Source organism: Streptomyces sp. SAS_270 (genome assembly GCF_052543295.1).
The window spans coordinates 24,023-40,619 of record NZ_JBMNDS010000028.1; the positions used below are offsets into that span (position 1 = coordinate 24,023).

The window sequence follows — 16,597 nt, forward strand, 5'->3', positions numbered from 1 at the left end:
GAGGGATATTCGACCGATAACGATCATCTCTTCCGTACGACGACGAAGTCGGCCAGCGCCACGAACTCGTCCCGCACCCGCTCGGGCATGGCGATGGAGTCCAGTGCGTCGATGGCGATGGTGTGCTGGCGGCGCGCCTCCTGGGCGGTCCACTCGCGGCCGCCCGCCTCCTCGATGAGCGCGGCGCGCGCGGCGAACTCCTCCTCGGAGAAGTTCTCGAAGTCGTTGCTCTTGGCGTCGGCGGCGAGGAGTTCGCCGAGGCGCTCGGAGGCGGGTCCGCCCGCGGCGAGCGCTGCCACCACGGGCAGGGACTTCTTGCGCTGGCGCAGATCGCTCCAGGTCTGCTTGCCGGTGGCCTCCGGGTCGCCCCAGATGCCGAGGAGGTCGTCGACGGCCTGGAAGGCGAGGCCGAGGTGGTAGCCGTACTTCTCCAGGGTGTCGGCCGTGCGGTCGTCGGCGCCGCCGAGCACCGCGCCGATGGAGCAGGCGCAGGCGAGCAGGGCGCCCGTCTTGTTGCCCTCCATCTCCAGGCACTCCTCGACGGTGACGCGCTCGCGGTGCTCGTAGGAGATGTCCTGCGCCTGGCCGTCGATGAGGGCGCGGGTGGCGCTGGTCAGTCGGCGGGTGGCACGGCCGGCCTCGACGGTGCCCAGTTCCAGCAGAACTTCGTTGGCCAGCGCGAACAGGGCGTCGCCGACGAGGATGGCCTGGGCGGGCCCGTGCACCTTCCAGACGGTGTCGCGGTGGCGGCGCTGCTCGTCCCCGTCCATGAGGTCGTCGTGCAGCAGCGAGAAGTTGTGCACCAGCTCGACCGCGACCGCGCCGGGCACGCCGACCTCGGGGTCGGCGCCGGCGGCCTGCGCGGAGAGCACGGCGAGCGCGGGGCGCACGGCCTTGCCGCCGTCACCGTCGGCAGGGTTGCCCTCGGCGTCGATCCAGCCGAAGTGGTAGGCGGCGACGGTGTCCATGGGGGGTGCCAGGCGGTCGACGGCCGCCCGCAGTACCGGTGTTGCCAGGGTCCGGCCGCGCTCCAGGAGCGCGGTCACGTCCACCGCGTCGGCAGCCGTTTCGGCCGGGGGCACAGTGGGCACAGTCTCTCCTCTTGTTGCGGTACCGGGGGTGCGGGGACCAGTCCCGTGCAGATCGAGCGTCATGCCGCCTCCTCGAAGGACTCGAAGACTTCGAGAAGGTGATCGCGGGACCGGCCCAGGGCGCTCAGTGCGGCACCGGCCGCACCGACACCACTGCGGACCGCACTCTCCATGGTCGCGGGCCACCCTGTGGCGGTCCACGCTCCGGCCAGGTACAGGCCGGGGGCCTTGGTGCGGGCGCCGGGCCGCAGTCGCCCGACGCCGGGGGTGGGGGCGAACGTCGCCGTGCGCTCCCGGGTCACGAAGAAGTCCTTCACCTCGGCGCCGCGCGCGCCGGGCAGCAGCCGCTCCAGCTCCGGCAGATAGCGCTCGCGCAGCGCGGCGACGGGCGCGTCGATCTCGTCCTGCGCCGCGGACTGCGACAGCGCCAGGTACTGGCCCTCCCGCAGCCCGGACGCCTCGGTGCGGTCGAAGACCCACTGCACCGGGGAGCCGAGCGCCGCGAAGAACGGCCTTGCGAGCACCTTGCGGTCGTAGACCACATGGATGTTGAGGATCGGAGCGGTGCCGATCTCCAGCAGGCGTCCGGGATCGTCGAGCGCACCCTCGGGCAGCAGGTCGTGCGTCTCGCGCTGGGGTACGGCGAGGACGACCGCGTCGGCGTCGATGCTCTCGCCGGGAACCTGAACGCTCCAACGCCCGTTTTCGTAGGGGGAGATGGAGGTGACGCGTGTACGGACTTCGGTACGCACGCCCGCGGAGTCGAGCGCCTTGCGGGCCAGAGTGTCGTGCAGTTCGCCCAGCGGGACGCGCGCCCAGCCGATGTCGGCCGCGCCCGGGTCGGACAGCAGACCGGTCTTGAACACCATCGCGGCGAGCCCGAGCGAAGCATCGCCGGCCACCGCGTTGAGGGTGGCGACCCCCACCAGGTCCCACAGTGCCTCGATGGCACGCTGCGACTGACCGTGCTCGGCCAGCCAGGTGCCGAAGTTCTGCGCGTCGAGCGCCGGATCGGCGAGGTCGAGGCCCTTGAGCGCCAGTGCGGCACGGCCGACCTTGGCGCGCTCGGCGAGCGACAGATGGGGATACGTCGCGAGGCTTTTCGCCAGATGCAGCGGTACGGGCAGTGCCGTGCGGCCGATTCTGCCGAGCCGTCGCCCGGGCCTGGCCTCTGCGTCGAGAACGGGCACGTCGAGACGATCCTGCAACGGCGCGAGCGAGGCCCCGTCGACGCGGTCGAGGAACCACCGGTAGGCGGTGCAGCAGCGCAGGTACACGTGCTGTCCGTTGTCCACGGTGAGATCGCCGCGCCGGAAGGAGAAGGCGAGTCCGCCGAGCCGTGGCCGCCCCTCCAGCAGGGTCACCCGCACGCCGGCGTCGGCGAGCGCGAGCGCGGCGGTGATCCCGGCGAGCCCTCCGCCGACCACCACGGCCGACGCCGGCACGGACGCGCCCGGCGTCTCGGCCTCCGTGGCCTCACTCATCGTGCACCCTCCCCCTCGACCGTGCCGCGGTGCTTGAACGATGCACGGCAGGTCGTTGCAGTCAGGGACGCCACGCGGCAGCGGAGGGTTGCCTGCCGGTTTCCTCCGTTGGAATCACCTTGGCCCAGTTTGTCCATCAGGCGCGCCTCCTGACGGCCTGGCGCGACACATGCCGGGCGTCGAGGCCCGACAGACCGCGCACGGCGACGTAGGCCTTCTCCCGCCCGGGCAGCGAGACCCGGCCGCGCAGCACCGCCTCCGGCTCGCGCTCGATGCGGTCGAGGAGGCGGCGGTAGATGCCGGCCATGGCCGCCACACAGGCGCCGCTGCGCCGGTCCAGCATGGGCAGCAGCCGGTAGCCCTCCGCGAAAAGAGCGCGGGCCCGACGCACTTCGAAGTGCACGAGGCCCGCGAAATCGGAACCCTCGGGTGGATTCGCCCCGCTGAACCCGGCCGAACAGCCGAACTTGGCCAGGTCGTCGGCGGGCAGATAGGTACGCCCGCCCTCGGCGTCCTCACGCACGTCCCGCAGGATGTTGGTGAGCTGGAGCGCGAGCCCGAGCGTGTCGGCATACTCCGGCGCGCGCTCGGCTCCGCGCGCTCCCCGTTCCGTGCCGAACACACCGAGCGAGAGCCGCCCGATCGCCCCGGCCACACAGCGGCAGTAGACCTTCAGGTCGTCCCAGGTCTCGTAGGTCTCGCCGCGGACGTCCATGACGACGCCGTCGATGAGCTCGTCGAGGCCCCCGAGCGGGATCGGGAAGTGCCTGCCCGCGTGGGCGAGGGCGACCGCGACCGGGTCGGTGTCGTCCTCGTCGATCAGGCCCTCGCGGACCTGTTTGAGCAACGCCCTCGTCTCCTCCAGACGGGTCGCCTTGACGTCCGGTGCGAGCGCACCGTCACCGATGTCGTCGACGCGCCGCGAGAACGCGTAGAGCGCGGACATCGCACGGCGCTTGGGCGTCGGCAGCAGTCTGATGCCGTACGCGAAGTTCCTGGCCTGCTGCCCGGTCACTGCCTCGCAGTAGCTGTACGCGGCGAGTACCGGTGCGGACACATGCTGTTCCGACTCCACGGTCCGGATCACCCCTCTCCTCGCAGAGTCACGCCCGCCTCACGCAGCAGCCGGAGCTTGCCGGGCTTGGGCGGGCCGGGAAGTACGTCGTATTCAGCGGCGGCGATCGCGTGGATCGCCGCCCTTCCCCCCGCCACGAACCCTGCGAGCAGCAGCTTCAGCCTGCCGTGGACGCTACCCACGAGGGGGGTGCCTTCATTCAGGAGGTTCAGGGCGCGTTCCGATTCGTATGCAACCAGAGCGCGCAATGATGCGCCCGCGGTGGGCGTGGCGAGATCCGCCTCCTGGACGTGAAAGCGCTTCATGTCCTGGGCGGGCAGGTAGATCCGGTCGCGGCCGAGGTCCTCGGCGACGTCCTGGAGGTGTTCGACGATCTGCAGTGCGGTGCAGACGGCGTCGGAGCGGCGGACGCGCTCGGGCGTCGAGGTGCCGGTGACGGAGAGGACGAGGCGGCCGACGGGGTTGGCGGAGAGCTCGCAGTAGGCGACCAGGTCCTCGTATGTCTCGTACCGGGTGACCAGCTGGTCCTGGCGGTTGGCGGCGATCAGGCCGAGGAAGGGCTCGGGGGTGAGGCGGGCGCGCCGGACGGTGGGCTGCAGCCTGCGCAGCAGGGGGTGGCGCGGCGTCGAGTCGAACACCCGGTGCAGGTCGGCCTCGAAGGCGTCGAGCAGGAGCAGCCGGTCATCGGCGTCCTGCGGCGAAACGCCGAGCAGGCGGGCGTCCGCGCCGCCGGGGGCCAGGTCGCCGTCGCCGATGTCGTCCACGAGGCGGGCGAAGCCGTACACGGCCATCAGGTCGTCGCGCCAGGCCTTGGGCAGAAAGAACGGCGCCACGGGGAAGTTCTCGTGCGCGGCCTTGTCGAGCGTGCTGCGCTCAGGGTCCCCGGCGCGCTCCGTCCCGGCTCCCGTCACCGCTCACTTCCCGGTACGGGGACGGCACGCGCAGCGCGCAGCTGGAGAGTTTCCGTAGCCATGGCCGTCACATCTCCCGTTCTACACTGCCGACCCAATACTGCCCATTTCGGACACGCCGCCCGGAGGTCCGCGCAGCGCGGCGGTGCCGGTGTCGCGCATTATCGCCCCACTTGACGCGATTCAGCACCGGTACAGCTTACGTTGTACAACGCGCCATGCTCCGTCGGGGTGTCCTGCACATCACAAGAACACACCGATTGGCGTCAAGATTCCTAAGGGCAGAGGCAGTTGGCGTTTCCCTTGCAGACGCAGGGCCCCGCCGGAGCAGTTCCGGCGGGGCCCTGGGCAATTCGGGTCACTTACCCGTGAACTTCTCGTATTCCTTGAGGACCTCGTCGGTCGGGCCGTCCATGCGCAGCTCACCGCGTTCCAGCCACAGGACGCGGTCGCAGGTGTCGCGGATCGACTTGTTGTTGTGGCTGACCAGGAACACCGTGCCGGCTTCCTTGCGCAGCTCGCGGATGCGGGCCTCGGAGCGCTTCTGGAACTTGCGGTCGCCGGTGGCGAGGGCCTCGTCGATCATCAGGACGTCGTGGTCCTTGGCGGCGGCGATGGAGAAGCGCAGGCGGGCCGCCATGCCGGACGAGTAGGTGCGCATCGGGAGGGTGATGAAGTCGCCCTTCTCGTTGATGCCCGAGAATTCGACGATGTCCTCGTAGCGCTCCTTGATCTGCTCGCGGGACATGCCCATGGCGAGGCCGCCCAGGATGACGTTCCGCTCGCCGGTCAGGTCGTTCATCAGGGCCGCGTTGACGCCGAGCAGCGAGGGCTGACCGTCGGTGTAGACGTGGCCCTTCTCGGCGGGGAGCAGCCCGGCGATCGCGCGCAGCAGGGTGGACTTGCCGGAGCCGTTGGAGCCGATCAGGCCGATGGCCTCGCCGCGGTAGGCGGTGAAGGAGACGCCCCTGACGGCGTGCACCTTGCGCACGCCGCGCTCCTCGCCGCGCTTGAGGATGCGGCTGAGGGCGGAGGTCGCACTGCCCTTGCCGGTCTTGGCTCCGTTGACGCGGTAGACGATGTGCAGCTCGTCCGCGATGACGGTGGGAACGTGGGAACGCTGCTCGGTCTCAGCCACGGCCGTACCTCTCTTCCGCCTTCCAGAAGTACACGAATCCGCCGACGGAGATTGCTACGGCCCAGAACAGCGCGATGAGCCAGACATGCGGCGGCAGGTTGCCGGATCCGTAGCCGTCGATGAGCGCGAAGCGCATCAGGTCCATGTAGACGGCGGCCGGGTTCACCTGGAGGGCGCGGGCGATCCACTCCGGGCGGCCCTCCAGCATGTGCGCGATGGAGAACATCACGCCGGACGCGTACATCCAGGTGCGCAGCAGGAACGGCATCAGCTGCGCGAGGTCGGGGGTCTTGGCGCCCGCCCGGGCCACGATCAGCGCGAGGCCGGTGTTGAACAGGAACTGCAGGACCAGCACCGGGAAGATCAGCAGCCACGACAGACCGGGGTAGCTGCCGAACGCGACCGCCACGGCGAACAGCACGATCATCGAGAAGAGCAGCTGCTGGAGCTGCTGCAGCGCGAAGGAGATCGGCAGCGAGGCGCGCGGGAAGTGCAGCGCGCGCACCAGGCCGAGGTTGCCGGAGATCGCGCGGACCCCCGCCATGATCGAGCTCTGCGTGAAGGTGAAGACGAACACCCCGGTGACCAGGAACGGGATGTACACGTCGTGCGCCATGCCTCGGCTGGCCTTGAGGATGAAGCCGAAGATGAAGTAGTACACGGCCGCGTTCAGCAGCGGTGTGGCCACCTGCCACAGCTGGCCGAGCTTGGCCTGGCTGTACTGCGCGGTGAGCTTCGCCTGCGAGAAGGCAAGGATGAAGTGACGCCGTCCCCAGAGCTGGCGGACGTACTCGGCGAGGCCGGGCCGGGCGCCGCTCACGGCGAGCCCGTACCTGGCAGCCAGGTCGGCCGATGAAAGCCCTTCATCGGGCGACGGTCGGGCGCTCACCGCGACTCCGCCGTCCTGCGTTGTCTCACTCACAAGTGGAAACTTTCGTCCTCTAAGTACGCATCATTACGCATCAGTACGCAGCCGGATCGGGCCTGGGCACACGCCAGGCACCGGGGTACGGCCGCATGCTCTCAGATATCGAGCTTGTCAGATGACCGGCGGTCGGCCCAGTCGGGTCAGCCGCCACACCGTACGCCACTTCATGGGGCGCCGGGGCCCGCACGGGCTGGTCCAGCCCTCCTTGAAACCGCCGAACCACGCCTTCAGGGCGGGGGCGGAGGGCCTGCGGGCCAGCGTCAGGAGCATCCAGACGCCGAGGTAGACCGGGACCAGCGGCGCGGGCAGGTTGCGGCGCGCGAGCCAGACGCGGTTGCGGGCCACCATGCGGTGGTAGACCGCGTGCCGGGACGGGGCAGTCGTGGGGTGGTACAGCACCATGTCGGACCGGTAGTCGATCATCCAGCCCGCGTCGAGGGCCCGCCATGCCAGATCGGTTTCCTCGTGCGCGTAGAAGAACGCGTCCGGGAGTCCGCCGACCTCGGCCAGCACCTTCGTACGGACGGCGTTGGCGCCGCCGAGGAAGGTGGTCACGCGGGAGTTGCGCATCGGGTCGGAGGCGCGCAGCCGCGGCACATGGCGGCGTTGGGTGACGCCGGTCTCGGGGTCGGCGATGCGGAAGCTGATGATGCCGAGTTCGGGGTCGGCCGCGAAGGCGGTGCGGCACAGCTCGGCCGTGTCGTGCTGGGCGAGCAGGCCGTCGTCGTCCAGGAAGAGCAGGATGTCGACGTCGGTGCCGCCGGGGCCGAAGGCCTCGATGCCGACGTTGCGGCCGCCGGGGATGCCCAGGTTCTCGGGCAGCTCGACCGTGCGGACGCCCTCGGGGACCTCCGGGACGGGCGAGCCGTTGCCGACCACGACGACCTGGACCGCGTCGCCGTCCTGCTTGGCGACGGAGTCGAGCAGGGCGCGCAGCTCGTCGGGGCGGTTGCCCATGGTGATGATGACCGCGCCGACCTTCAGGGCCGCACTGTTCATGGCCGTACTCATTTCAGCCTGCTGGAGGCGAGGATGGACACGAGGTGCAGCAGGGTCTGGAGCAGTGCGATGCCGGCGAGTACGGCGGTGCCGAGGCGGGTGAAGAACAGGTCGCCCCGGCTCGCGTCCATGATCGCGAGGACCAGGATCAGCAGGGACGCCTCGATTCCGAGGATCAGCCGGTGGAACTTGAGTGCGCCGGCGGCCCTGCGGGCCAGTGCCATGCCGGAGGAGCGCGGCTCGGACGCGGACTCCTTCACCGGCGGCAGCCCACCCTGGTGGCGGGCGACGCCGACGAGGTCGGTCTCGGCCTTGACCAGGATCGCGCCGAGGGCGGCCAGGGTGCCGAGGAAGGCCCACAGCCAGTCGATGCGCCCGGGGCCCCACAGATCGGCGGCGCGCAGGCCGAGGCCGACCAGGACCGCGGCATCGGTGAGATAGGCCCCGACCCGGTCCAGGTAGACCCCGCCGAGCGAGAACTGCTTGTTCCAGCGCGCGACTTCGCCGTCGACGCAGTCCAGCAGCAGGTACAGCTGGACCATCACGACGCCGAGCACGGCGCCCGTGATCCCCGGCACCAGAAGTGCCGGGGCCGCGAGTACACCGAAAACGGTCATCAGGTAGGTGAGCTGGTTGGGCGTGACGCTGGTGTCGACCAGGTAGCGGTCGATTCGCAGGGACACCTCGCGCATGTAGAGGCGTCCCATCCAGTGCTCACCGCTGCGCCGGTCCTTCACCCCTGCGGGGTGAACGACGGGGCGGAGTTCAGCTACTGATGGCCTTGGCATAGTCGGTGTAGATGTCCTTGATCTGGTTGGTCTTCAGGTCGAGGTGCTCGAGGATCGTGTAGCGGCCGGGCCGGGTCTGCGGAGCGAACTCCACGACCTGGACGAACTCGTCCACGGTGAAGCCGATCTCCTCCGGCAGCACCGGCAGTCCGTGCCGGCGCAGTACCTCGGCCATGTAGGCCGCCTCCTCGTGCGCCCCTCGCAGGTACATCGCGAAGGCCGCGCCCAGGCCGCACTGCTCGCCGTGGCTCGCCGCGCGCTTGGGGAAGAGGAGGTCGAAGGCGTGGTTGATCTCGTGGCAGGCGCCGGAGGAGGGGCGGGAGTCGCCCGACACCGACATGGCGATCCCGGTGAGGACCAGTGCCTCGGCCAGCACCTGGAGGAAGGCGTCGTCGCCGATCCCGCCGGGGTGGCGCAGCACGGCCTCGCCGGCCTGCCGGGCCATCGCGGCGGCGAGACCGTCGATCTTCTCGCCGTTGACGCGGCCGGCCAGCTCCCAGTCCGCCACCGCGGAGATGTTGGACAGGGCGTCGCCGATGCCGGAGCGGACGAAGCGGACCGGGGCCTCCCGGATCACGTCGAGGTCGATGACGACCGCGATGGGATTCGGTACGCCGTAGGAGCCGCGGCCCGCGTCGTTGTCGAGCGTCGCGACCGGCGAGCACAGGCCGTCGTGCGCGAGGTTCGTGGCGACGGCGACCAGCGGGAGGCCGACGCGCGCGGAGGCGAACTTCGCACAGTCGATGATCTTGCCGCCGCCGAGACCCACGACGGCGTCGTAGTGGCCGGACTTTATGGCGTCGGCCAGCCGGACCGCGTCGTCGAGGGTGCCGCCGCCGACCTCGTACCAGGTCGCACCCGGCAGCGAGGGCTCCAGCCGCTCGCGCAGCCGGGCGCCCGAGCCGTTGCTGACCGCGATGGCCAGCTTGCCGGAGTGCGAGATCCGCTGGTCGGAGAGCACGCCCGCCAGGTCGTCCAGGGCACCCGGGCGGATGTCCACGACGACCGGCGAGGGAATGAGCCTCGTCAGTACTGGCACGCGATCTCCCGTCCCTTGGCGAGGTCCTCGTGGTTGTCGATCTCGACCCACTTGACGTCGCCGATCGGTGCCACGTCGATCCGGAAGCCGCGGTTGACCAGTTCCTGGTAGCCGTGCTCGTAGAACTGCTGCGGGTCGGCCTCCCACACCGTCTTCAGGGCGTCGGCCAGCTCGGCGGCGGCCTCGCCCTCGATGAGGGTGACCCCGATGTACTCACCGGTGGCCTCGGACGGGTCCATCAGCTTGGTGATCTTCTGGACGCCCTTGGCGGGGTCCACGACGACCTTCATCTCCTCGTCGGCGAGGGACTTCACCGTGTCGAGGGCGAGGATGATCTTCTTGCCGTCGCCGCGGGCGGCGAGCAGCGTCTTCTCGACGGAGACCGGGTGGACGGTGTCGCCGTTGGCGAGGATCACGCCGTCCTTGAGGGCGTCACGGCCGCACCACAGGGAGTAGGCGTTGTTCCACTCCTCGGCCTTGTCGTTGTCGATCAGCGTGATCTTGACGCCGTACTTCGCCTCCAGGGCGGCCTGGCGCTCGTAGACGGCTTCCTTGCGGTAGCCGACGATGATGCCGACCTCCGTCAGGCCGATCTCCGCGAAGTTGCCGAGGGTCAGGTCGAGAACCGTGATGCTGTCCTCTATGCCTGCGGGTCCCACCGGAACGAGAGCCTTGGGAAGGCTGTCGGTGTAGGGACGCAGACGCCTTCCGGCGCCGGCCGCCAGCACGAGGCCGATCATGCGGGTTCTCCTTCATCGTGTACGGCGGGGGCCCCGGAGGACACCCAGAAGCGGATGCTCTCGAAGAGCACCAGCAGGGCCACGGCCACGGCGAGCGCCGTGAGCGCGACCTTGAACTGTGTGGCGGTGAGCAGCGCGGCCAGGACGGTGACCAGCAGCGTCCTGCCTTCGTGCCCGCCGATCGCCCGCACCAGCCAGTGCGGGGACGCGCCGGCGTTGCCGCGAATGCGGTACACCGTGTCGTAGTGATGGTAGGCGACCGCGGCCACCAGGCCGAAAGCCGCAGGAAGGGCTCCGTTCACGTCCGCTTCGGCGGCCAGGATCAGCACGGTGCAGTACTCGGCCGCCCGGAAGAACGGCGGGATCAGCCAGTCCAGGGCGCCCTTGAGGGGGTGCGACACGGCTTCCACCGAGAGCAGGACATACAGGCCGGCCAGCAGGACCAGCTGCCAGCCCGGCCCGAACGCCCAGGCCGCGGTCACCATCGCGACGGCTCCGAAGGCCGCGGAGAGCGGGGCTGTGCGGCGCGGCTTGCCCCGCAGGACGGGGGTGAGCAGTTCGACGAGCGGTCCGCTGTCCGCCAGGTCCGCCAGCGCCTGCGCGGCCCGGTCCGTGCGCTTCGCCTTGCGGGTCAGCGAGCGCAGCACCCGGCCGGCCGTCGTGTACGTCGCCGCGAAGGCGCAGCCGACGAGCAGGGCGTAGAAGGTGATGCGGGGCGTGGTGAGGGCCGTCAGGACGGCGATCATCGCCCAGCGCTCGCCGATCGGAAGCACGATCATCCGGCGCACCCAGACCGTCCAGCCGACGCTGTCGAGCTTGTCGGAGAGCGCGGCGGTGGGGCTGGTGTTGGCGGTGGCGTCGTGGTTCGCCTCGTTGAAGGAGAAGTCGACGACGTGCCGGCAGGTCTGCAGGATCATCGCGCCGAGGGCGAGCGCCCACACGTCGTCGCCGCCGCGGGCCGCCCCGAGAGCGAGGCCCGCGTAGTAGGCGTACTCCTTGGCGCGGTCGAAGGTCGCGTCGAGCCAGGCGCCGAGCGTGGAGTACTGCAGCGAGTAGCGGGCGAGCTGCCCGTCGGTGCAGTCAAGGACGAAGGAGAACAGCAGGAGCAGTCCCGCCGCGACGAACCCGGCGCGGGTGCCGGTGGCGGCGCAGCCTGCCGCTATCAGGGCGGTGACGAGCGAGGCGGTGGTGACCTGGTTCGGGGTCAGGCCGCGGCGGGCGCACCAGCGGGCGATGTAGCGCGAGTACGGGCTGATGCAGTACGTCGTGAAGAAGCCGTCGCGGGCCTTCACCGCCGAGCGCAGCCGTACGGCCTCGTCGTCCACGGCGGAGACGGCCTGCCGGGCTTCGTTGCGCTCCTGGGGGTCGGCGGGGACCGCGGCGACGAGCGTGCCGAGTTCCGGGCGGCGCACGTCGAGGCCGTCCGCGGCGAGGGCCGCGGTGATGCGGTCGGCGAGGTTGTCCGTGGCGACGGCGACACTTCCGGCTGCGGAGCTCTCGCGGGCCATGGCCCGGGTCAGCGCCCGGCGGGCCTCGGGCTGCACGGTGACGGCGCCGGGCAGGCCCGCGGCGGCGAACCGGGGGTCGGTGAGGCCGAGGCGCAGTGCGTGGAGGTGCCCGACGAAGCGGGCGTCGACGAGGGCGACGCGCTGGTCCGCCGGAACCGCGGCGAGGAGCGTTTCGGCGTCACCGGCGTCGGAGGCGACCCGCACGTCGAAGCCGAGCGACCGCAGATCGCCCTCGAGCGACGATCCGGGGACCGGCTGGCCGGTGAGGATGGCGGTCGACAGCGAACTCACTCCCTGGGTGCCCGGCGCGGCCTCGCGCCGGGCGTTGCGTGATGGAGGGCGCCCTGGCGCCGAGAACAGCGGCCGGGCGGCGTGTCGGCAGAGGCTATCGGATGAACGGAAGCGGCCGTTCACCGCCCGTTCACGGCCCGATCAACCCGGTCTGCTCGGTCGCCTCCGCCGCGATCATCATCGGGGATCCGGGGCCCGCGCCACAAACCGCTGCCGCATACCGGCACATTCACGGCATTGCCCGCGGCGCCCTGGGAGACGGTCGTGAACGGCTCGGGCCGGGGTGCGTGGGGCACCGGCATAGGGTGGGCGTCCATGACATGGCTGATCACCGGCGGGGCCGGATACATCGGGGCACACGTGACGCGGGCGATGGCCGAGGCCGGTGAGCGCGTCGTCGTGCTCGACGACCTGTCGGCCGGGGTGCCGGCCCGCCTCCCGGCGGACATCGAGCTGGTGCAGGGTTCGTCGCTGGACGGGCAGCTGCTGAAGCGGGTCCTCGCCGAGCACGCGGTGACGGGTGTGGTGCATCTCGCGGCCCGCAAGCAGGTCGGTGAGTCCGTGGCCCAGCCGACGCGCTACTACCAGGAGAACGTGGGCGGCCTCGCCACGCTCCTGGAGGCGGCGGCCGGGGCGGATGTCCGGCGCTTCCTGTTCTCCTCTTCCGCGGCCGTCTACGGCAACCCGGACGTGGACCTCATCACGGAGGACACCTCCTGCGCCCCGGTGAACCCCTACGGCGAGACGAAGCTGGCCGGGGAGTGGCTGGTGCGGGCGGCGGGCCGAGCCCACGGCATCGCGACCGTGTGCCTGCGCTACTTCAACGTGGCGGGGGCGGCCGCGCCCGAGCTGGCCGACACCGGCGTCTTCAACGTGGTCCCGATGGTCTTCGACCGGCTCACGCGCGACGAGTCCCCGCGGATCTTCGGCGACGACTACCCGACACCGGACGGCACCTGCATCCGTGACTACATCCACGTCTCCGACCTCGCCGAGGCCCACCTCGCGGCGGCCCGGCGGCTGGCCGGGGACACCGCCGGGGGCGATCTGACGGTGAACGTCGGCCGCGGCGAAGGCGTGTCGGTGCGCGAGCTCCTCACGCTGATAGGCGAGGTGAGCGGAGACACCCGGCCGGCGCTCGTCGAGCCGCGCCGTCCCGGTGACGCGCCGCGCGCGGTCGCCTCGGCCGCCCGAGCCGCGGCCGAGCTGGGCTGGAGCGCACGGCGAGGGGTACGCGAGATGGTCGAGTCGGCGTGGGAGGGCTGGCTGCTGCACCATCCCGAGACATCCGCCAGGTGATCTTCCGATGCTCTGACCAGCGGATCGTTTCCGCAGGTCAGGGCACATGACAACGGTGTTCACTGCCGCGTTGCCCGATACCCCCTGCCCGTAGTTCACTGTGATCCCGAGCAGAGCGCAGGAAGGCGGCTTCCATGGGGGCTGGGCACGATCACGGACACGCGCACGCCGCGCCCACCACGGGTACGGCGGCCGCGGCGTACCGGGGAAGACTGCGCGTCGCGCTGTCGATCACGCTCGCCGTGATGGTCGTCGAGATCGTCGGCGGTCTCCTCGCGGACTCGCTCGCGCTCATCGCGGACTCGGCGCACATGGCGACGGACGCGCTGGGCCTGGGCATGGCGCTGCTCGCGATCCACTTCGCCAACCGGCCGGCGAGCACGAACCGCACATTCGGGTACGCGCGCGCCGAGATCCTCGCCGCGCTCGCCAACTGTCTGCTGCTGCTCGGGGTCGGCGGTTACGTCCTGTACGAGGCGATCCAGCGCTTCATGACGCCCGCCGACACCGAGGGCGGCCTGACCGTCGTCTTCGGTCTGATCGGCCTGGTCGCGAACATGATCTCGCTGACGCTGCTGATGCGGGGCCAGAAGGACAGCCTGAACGTGCGCGGCGCCTTCCTGGAGGTGGCTGCGGACGCGCTGGGTTCGCTGGCGGTGCTGATCTCCGCCCTCGTCATCATGACGACCGGCTGGCAGGCCGCCGACCCGATCGCCTCGCTCGTCATCGGCCTGATGATCGTGCCGCGCACCTGGAAGCTCCTGCACGAGACGCTCGACGTCCTGCTGGAGGCGGCTCCCAAGGACGTCGACATGGCGGAGGTGCGGTCGCACATCATCGCGCTGCCCGGCGTCGAGGACGTCCATGACCTGCACGCCTGGACCATCACCTCGGGCATGCCGGTCCTCTCCGCCCACGTGGTCGTCAGCTCCGACACGCTCAACGCGATCGGCCACGAGAAGATGCTCCACGAGCTCCAGGGCTGCCTGGGCGACCACTTCGACGTGGAGCACTGCACGTTCCAGCTGGAGCCGAGCGGTCACGCGGAGCACGAGGCGAGGCTCTGCCACTGAGGACCGGCTACGCACCGCCTCCGGTCGTCGCAGGCGGCCGGCAGCAGACGCCTGGCGTATCAGCGCCGCGGCGCGGTTCCCCGTCGCCGTCACCGGGCACGAACGGGTATCCGACGGCTCGCGGGGCGGGACATGCGGGAGCCGCGAAGTGTCGGGAGTGCCGGTTTCGTACGGCAGACTTGAGGTTCGAAGACCGAGGCGAAGGATGGGTATGCCGATCACACCTGCCACCGCGACGCACAGTTCGTCGAACGGCACCGCTGAAGCGATCATGCTGGAACTGGTCGACGAGGACGGCAACACCATCGGCACGGCGGAGAAGCTCGCCGCCCACCAGGCGCCGGGGCAACTGCACCGCGCGTTCTCCGTGTTCCTCTTCGACGAGCGCGGCCGGCTGCTGCTGCAGCAGCGGGCCCTCGGCAAGTACCACTCCCCGGGCGTCTGGTCGAACACCTGCTGCGGCCACCCCTACCCCGGCGAGGCGCCCTTCGCGGCGGCCGCCCGGCGGACGTACGAGGAGCTCGGGGTCTCGCCGTCGCTGATGGCCGAGGCGGGCACCGTCCGCTACAACCACCCGGACCCGGACTCGGGCCTGGTGGAGCAGGAGTACAACCACCTCTTCGTCGGGATGGTGCAGTCGGCGCTGCGGCCCGATCCGGAGGAGGTCGGCTCGACGGCCTTCGTGACCGCCGCCGAACTGGCCGAGCGGCACGCGAAGGACACCTTCTCGTCGTGGTTCATGACCGTGCTGGACGCGGCTCGTCCCGCGGTCCGGGAGCTGACGGGCCCGGCCGCGGGCTGGTAGCCCCGGCCCTCAGATCAGTTCGGCGGGCTTGAGCGGCAGGGCGGCCCAGATCACCTTGCCGCCGCTCGCCGTGTGCTCGACGTCGCACACCCCGCCCGCCTCCCTGGTGACCTCCCGCACGAGCAGCAGGCCCCGGCCGCCGGTCTGCCCGTGGTCGGCCTCCAGGGCTGTCGGGCGGTAGGGGTGATTGTCCTCCACGGAGACCCGCACCCACTCGGCGCCGACGGCGATCTCGACCGCGAGCATCGGCGACAGCAGGGCCGCGTGCCGGACGGCGTTCGTGACCAGTTCGGAGACGATCAGCAGGAGTCCGTGGACCAGATCGGCCGACACGGGCACTCCCTGCCGGGCGAGCAGATCGCGGACGGCGTGCCGCGCCTGGGGTACGGAGGCGTCGACGGCGGGAGCGGTGAACCGCCACACCCCTTCGTACGGCAGCGGTCCCGGCGGTCTCGCGTCGGGGGGCGTCTGCCCGCCGCCTTCTGGGCGCGGGTCGGGCCCCCGCCCATGGTTCTCCATCGTTCGGTCGCCACCCTTGCGCTCGATTGTCACCACACGTCGAGTGTCAGTAACGCGCTGCTCCGGACCCGAGAACTGAACAGAAGTCAGCGACTATCGACGGCATTTGACCGTTCGGGTATGACGACGTCACCTGATGGGACCGATCCCGTCCCCGTTGTGCCGACTTACAGAACTATTCGGGTTGTACGGGTTTGCCGCCGGACTCAACCGATTCGTCCCCCTCGACCGCCTCCGCGGTGAGCCGTTCGGAGACCATGCCGACGATGCGGCGCCCACCGTAGCCGGTGGCGATCAGACCGAGGCCGTCGAAGAGCAGCGCCAGTCCGAAGAAGGTGCCGATGACGTACTTGCTGCTGCTCGGCCAGGCGGCGAGCACGAGGATGCCCAGCAGCAGGTCGAAGGTGCCCTGCAGCAGGGTCCAGCCGAACTGCGGGCCGCGCACCACGAGGCTGCCGGCCAGCCGGAACACACCGCCGGTCAGGAACAGCAGGGCCGCGAACATGGTCAGCGCCTCTGCGGCCGCCTCCGGCCTGCTCATGATCACCACGCCCGCCGCGATGTTCAGGGCCGCGACGACGACGCCGAGCCAGAAGAAGTTGGTGCCGCGTGCCTGGATCGCGTGCAGCAGCCCCACCACACCGCCGATCAGGAGCAGCCACCCGAACAGGAGCATCGAGGTGAGGGTGGCGAGCCCGGTGTAGATGAGTCCGACCAGCCCGGCGAGCACCAGGATCACGCCGAGTGCGGCGAGCCAGCCGAAGCCGCGGCTGAGCTTGGCGGTCTCGTCCTTGGCGGTGGCCGCACCGGGCGTCGCACCTGGCCCGGCCGACTCCGATCCGTCCATCAGCGCCTCCTCGCGCGCCTACCCCTTCTTGATCGTGCGTTCGACGGTTGCGGATAGCATCC

The 16,597-nt window shown here is 70.6% G+C and carries 17 protein-coding genes; 3 read left to right on the top strand and 14 right to left on the bottom strand.

Annotated elements, in window-relative coordinates; all coding sequences use genetic code 11:
* Window positions 1-23 precede the first annotated feature (23 nt).
* The 12 genes from ACN6LB_RS20205 to ACN6LB_RS20260 all read right to left on the bottom strand — a co-directional run bounded on the left by ACN6LB_RS20205 (window position 24) and on the right by ACN6LB_RS20260 (window position 11,983).
* Window positions 24-1,154 (bottom strand): polyprenyl synthetase family protein, encoded by a 1,131-nt coding sequence (locus ACN6LB_RS20205; protein ID WP_356134372.1) that lies wholly within the window; start codon window positions 1,152-1,154, stop codon window positions 24-26.
* Window positions 1,151-2,575: a hydroxysqualene dehydroxylase HpnE gene (gene hpnE / locus ACN6LB_RS20210; protein ID WP_445027141.1), complete on the bottom strand. Its 1,425-nt coding sequence runs from the start codon at window positions 2,573-2,575 to the stop codon at window positions 1,151-1,153. The genes ACN6LB_RS20205 and hpnE overlap by 4 nt, the downstream gene beginning before the upstream one ends.
* Entirely contained in the window at window positions 2,572-2,712 is a 141-nt protein-coding gene (locus ACN6LB_RS20215) for a DUF6380 family protein (protein ID WP_356134368.1), read from the bottom strand. The genes hpnE and ACN6LB_RS20215 overlap by 4 nt, the downstream gene beginning before the upstream one ends.
* Window positions 2,712-3,662 (bottom strand): presqualene diphosphate synthase HpnD, encoded by a 951-nt coding sequence (hpnD, locus tag ACN6LB_RS20220; RefSeq protein WP_356134366.1) that lies wholly within the window; start codon window positions 3,660-3,662, stop codon window positions 2,712-2,714. Before hpnD ends, ACN6LB_RS20215 begins: the two co-directional genes overlap by 1 nt.
* Entirely contained in the window at window positions 3,659-4,561 is a 903-nt protein-coding gene (gene hpnC / locus ACN6LB_RS20225; protein WP_445027142.1) for a squalene synthase HpnC, read from the bottom strand. The genes hpnD and hpnC overlap by 4 nt, the downstream gene beginning before the upstream one ends.
* Window positions 4,562-4,919: 358 nt before the next feature.
* The gene (locus tag ACN6LB_RS20230) at window positions 4,920-5,699 is read right to left on the bottom strand and encodes an ABC transporter ATP-binding protein (RefSeq protein ID WP_356134362.1); all 780 of its coding nucleotides are present in this window, start codon (window positions 5,697-5,699) and stop codon (window positions 4,920-4,922) included.
* Window positions 5,692-6,621: an ABC transporter permease gene (locus tag ACN6LB_RS20235; RefSeq protein ID WP_445027143.1), complete on the bottom strand. Its 930-nt coding sequence runs from the start codon at window positions 6,619-6,621 to the stop codon at window positions 5,692-5,694. The genes ACN6LB_RS20230 and ACN6LB_RS20235 overlap by 8 nt, the downstream gene beginning before the upstream one ends.
* Window positions 6,622-6,738: 117 nt before the next feature.
* Complete coding sequence (locus ACN6LB_RS20240) at window positions 6,739-7,626, bottom strand: glycosyltransferase family 2 protein (protein WP_445027144.1); 888 nt, start codon at window positions 7,624-7,626, stop codon at window positions 6,739-6,741.
* An 8-nt stretch (window positions 7,627-7,634) separates the two neighbouring features.
* A complete protein-coding gene (locus tag ACN6LB_RS20245; RefSeq protein ID WP_445027145.1) occupies window positions 7,635-8,414 on the bottom strand; it encodes a CDP-alcohol phosphatidyltransferase family protein in 780 nt (259 codons plus the stop codon).
* Window positions 8,392-9,453 carry an iron-containing alcohol dehydrogenase family protein gene (locus ACN6LB_RS20250; protein ID WP_445027146.1) on the bottom strand — a complete coding sequence of 354 codons (1,062 nt, stop codon included), beginning with the start codon at window positions 9,451-9,453 and terminating at the stop codon, window positions 8,392-8,394. Before ACN6LB_RS20250 ends, ACN6LB_RS20245 begins: the two co-directional genes overlap by 23 nt.
* Entirely contained in the window at window positions 9,441-10,193 is a 753-nt protein-coding gene (locus tag ACN6LB_RS20255) for a phosphocholine cytidylyltransferase family protein (protein ID WP_356134352.1), read from the bottom strand. The genes ACN6LB_RS20250 and ACN6LB_RS20255 overlap by 13 nt, the downstream gene beginning before the upstream one ends.
* Complete coding sequence (locus tag ACN6LB_RS20260; protein ID WP_445027203.1) at window positions 10,190-11,983, bottom strand: DUF5941 domain-containing protein; 1,794 nt, start codon at window positions 11,981-11,983, stop codon at window positions 10,190-10,192. The genes ACN6LB_RS20255 and ACN6LB_RS20260 overlap by 4 nt, the downstream gene beginning before the upstream one ends.
* Before the next feature lie 324 nt (window positions 11,984-12,307).
* Here ACN6LB_RS20260 and galE point away from each other — a divergent pair, with 324 nt between their 5' ends.
* The 3 genes from galE to idi all read left to right on the top strand — a co-directional run bounded on the left by galE (window position 12,308) and on the right by idi (window position 15,169).
* The gene (galE, locus tag ACN6LB_RS20265; protein ID WP_445027147.1) at window positions 12,308-13,291 is read left to right on the top strand and encodes a UDP-glucose 4-epimerase GalE; all 984 of its coding nucleotides are present in this window, start codon (window positions 12,308-12,310) and stop codon (window positions 13,289-13,291) included.
* Between the two features lie 134 nt (window positions 13,292-13,425).
* On the top strand, window positions 13,426-14,364 hold the full coding sequence (locus tag ACN6LB_RS20270) for a cation diffusion facilitator family transporter (RefSeq protein ID WP_445027148.1): 939 nt from the start codon (window positions 13,426-13,428) through the stop codon (window positions 14,362-14,364).
* Window positions 14,365-14,575: 211 nt separating this feature from the next.
* Complete coding sequence (gene idi, locus ACN6LB_RS20275; RefSeq protein WP_445027149.1) at window positions 14,576-15,169, top strand: isopentenyl-diphosphate Delta-isomerase; 594 nt, start codon at window positions 14,576-14,578, stop codon at window positions 15,167-15,169.
* Window positions 15,170-15,178: 9 nt separating this feature from the next.
* Here idi and ACN6LB_RS20280 read toward each other — a convergent pair whose 3' ends face one another.
* Complete coding sequence (locus ACN6LB_RS20280; protein ID WP_445027204.1) at window positions 15,179-15,688, bottom strand: ATP-binding protein; 510 nt, start codon at window positions 15,686-15,688, stop codon at window positions 15,179-15,181.
* 175 nt (window positions 15,689-15,863) lie between these two features.
* Window positions 15,864-16,535, bottom strand: coding sequence for an HdeD family acid-resistance protein (locus ACN6LB_RS20285; protein WP_445027150.1), 672 nt, complete (start codon window positions 16,533-16,535; stop codon window positions 15,864-15,866).
* Between the last annotated feature and the right edge of the window lie 62 nt (window positions 16,536-16,597).

Bases quoted from the DNA above. Each gene is read 5' to 3' on its own strand.
- ACN6LB_RS20255 (WP_356134352.1), bottom strand. From the start codon at position 10,193: ATGATCGGCCTCGTGCTGGCGGCCGGCGCCGGAAGGCGTCTGCGTCCC.
- ACN6LB_RS20245 (WP_445027145.1), bottom strand. From the start codon at position 8,414: ATGCCAAGGCCATCAGTAGCTGAACTCCGCCCCGTCGTTCACCCCGCA.
- idi (WP_445027149.1), top strand. From the start codon at position 14,576: ATGCCGATCACACCTGCCACCGCGACGCACAGTTCGTCGAACGGCACC.
- ACN6LB_RS20285 (WP_445027150.1), bottom strand. From the start codon at position 16,535: ATGGACGGATCGGAGTCGGCCGGGCCAGGTGCGACGCCCGGTGCGGCC.
- hpnE (WP_445027141.1), bottom strand. From the start codon at position 2,575: ATGAGTGAGGCCACGGAGGCCGAGACGCCGGGCGCGTCCGTGCCGGCG.
- ACN6LB_RS20240 (WP_445027144.1), bottom strand. From the start codon at position 7,626: ATGAACAGTGCGGCCCTGAAGGTCGGCGCGGTCATCATCACCATGGGC.
- ACN6LB_RS20215 (WP_356134368.1), bottom strand. From the start codon at position 2,712: ATGGACAAACTGGGCCAAGGTGATTCCAACGGAGGAAACCGGCAGGCA.
- galE (WP_445027147.1), top strand. From the start codon at position 12,308: ATGACATGGCTGATCACCGGCGGGGCCGGATACATCGGGGCACACGTG.
- ACN6LB_RS20280 (WP_445027204.1), bottom strand. From the start codon at position 15,688: ATGGAGAACCATGGGCGGGGGCCCGACCCGCGCCCAGAAGGCGGCGGG.
- ACN6LB_RS20205 (WP_356134372.1), bottom strand. From the start codon at position 1,154: ATGACGCTCGATCTGCACGGGACTGGTCCCCGCACCCCCGGTACCGCA.
- ACN6LB_RS20270 (WP_445027148.1), top strand. From the start codon at position 13,426: ATGGGGGCTGGGCACGATCACGGACACGCGCACGCCGCGCCCACCACG.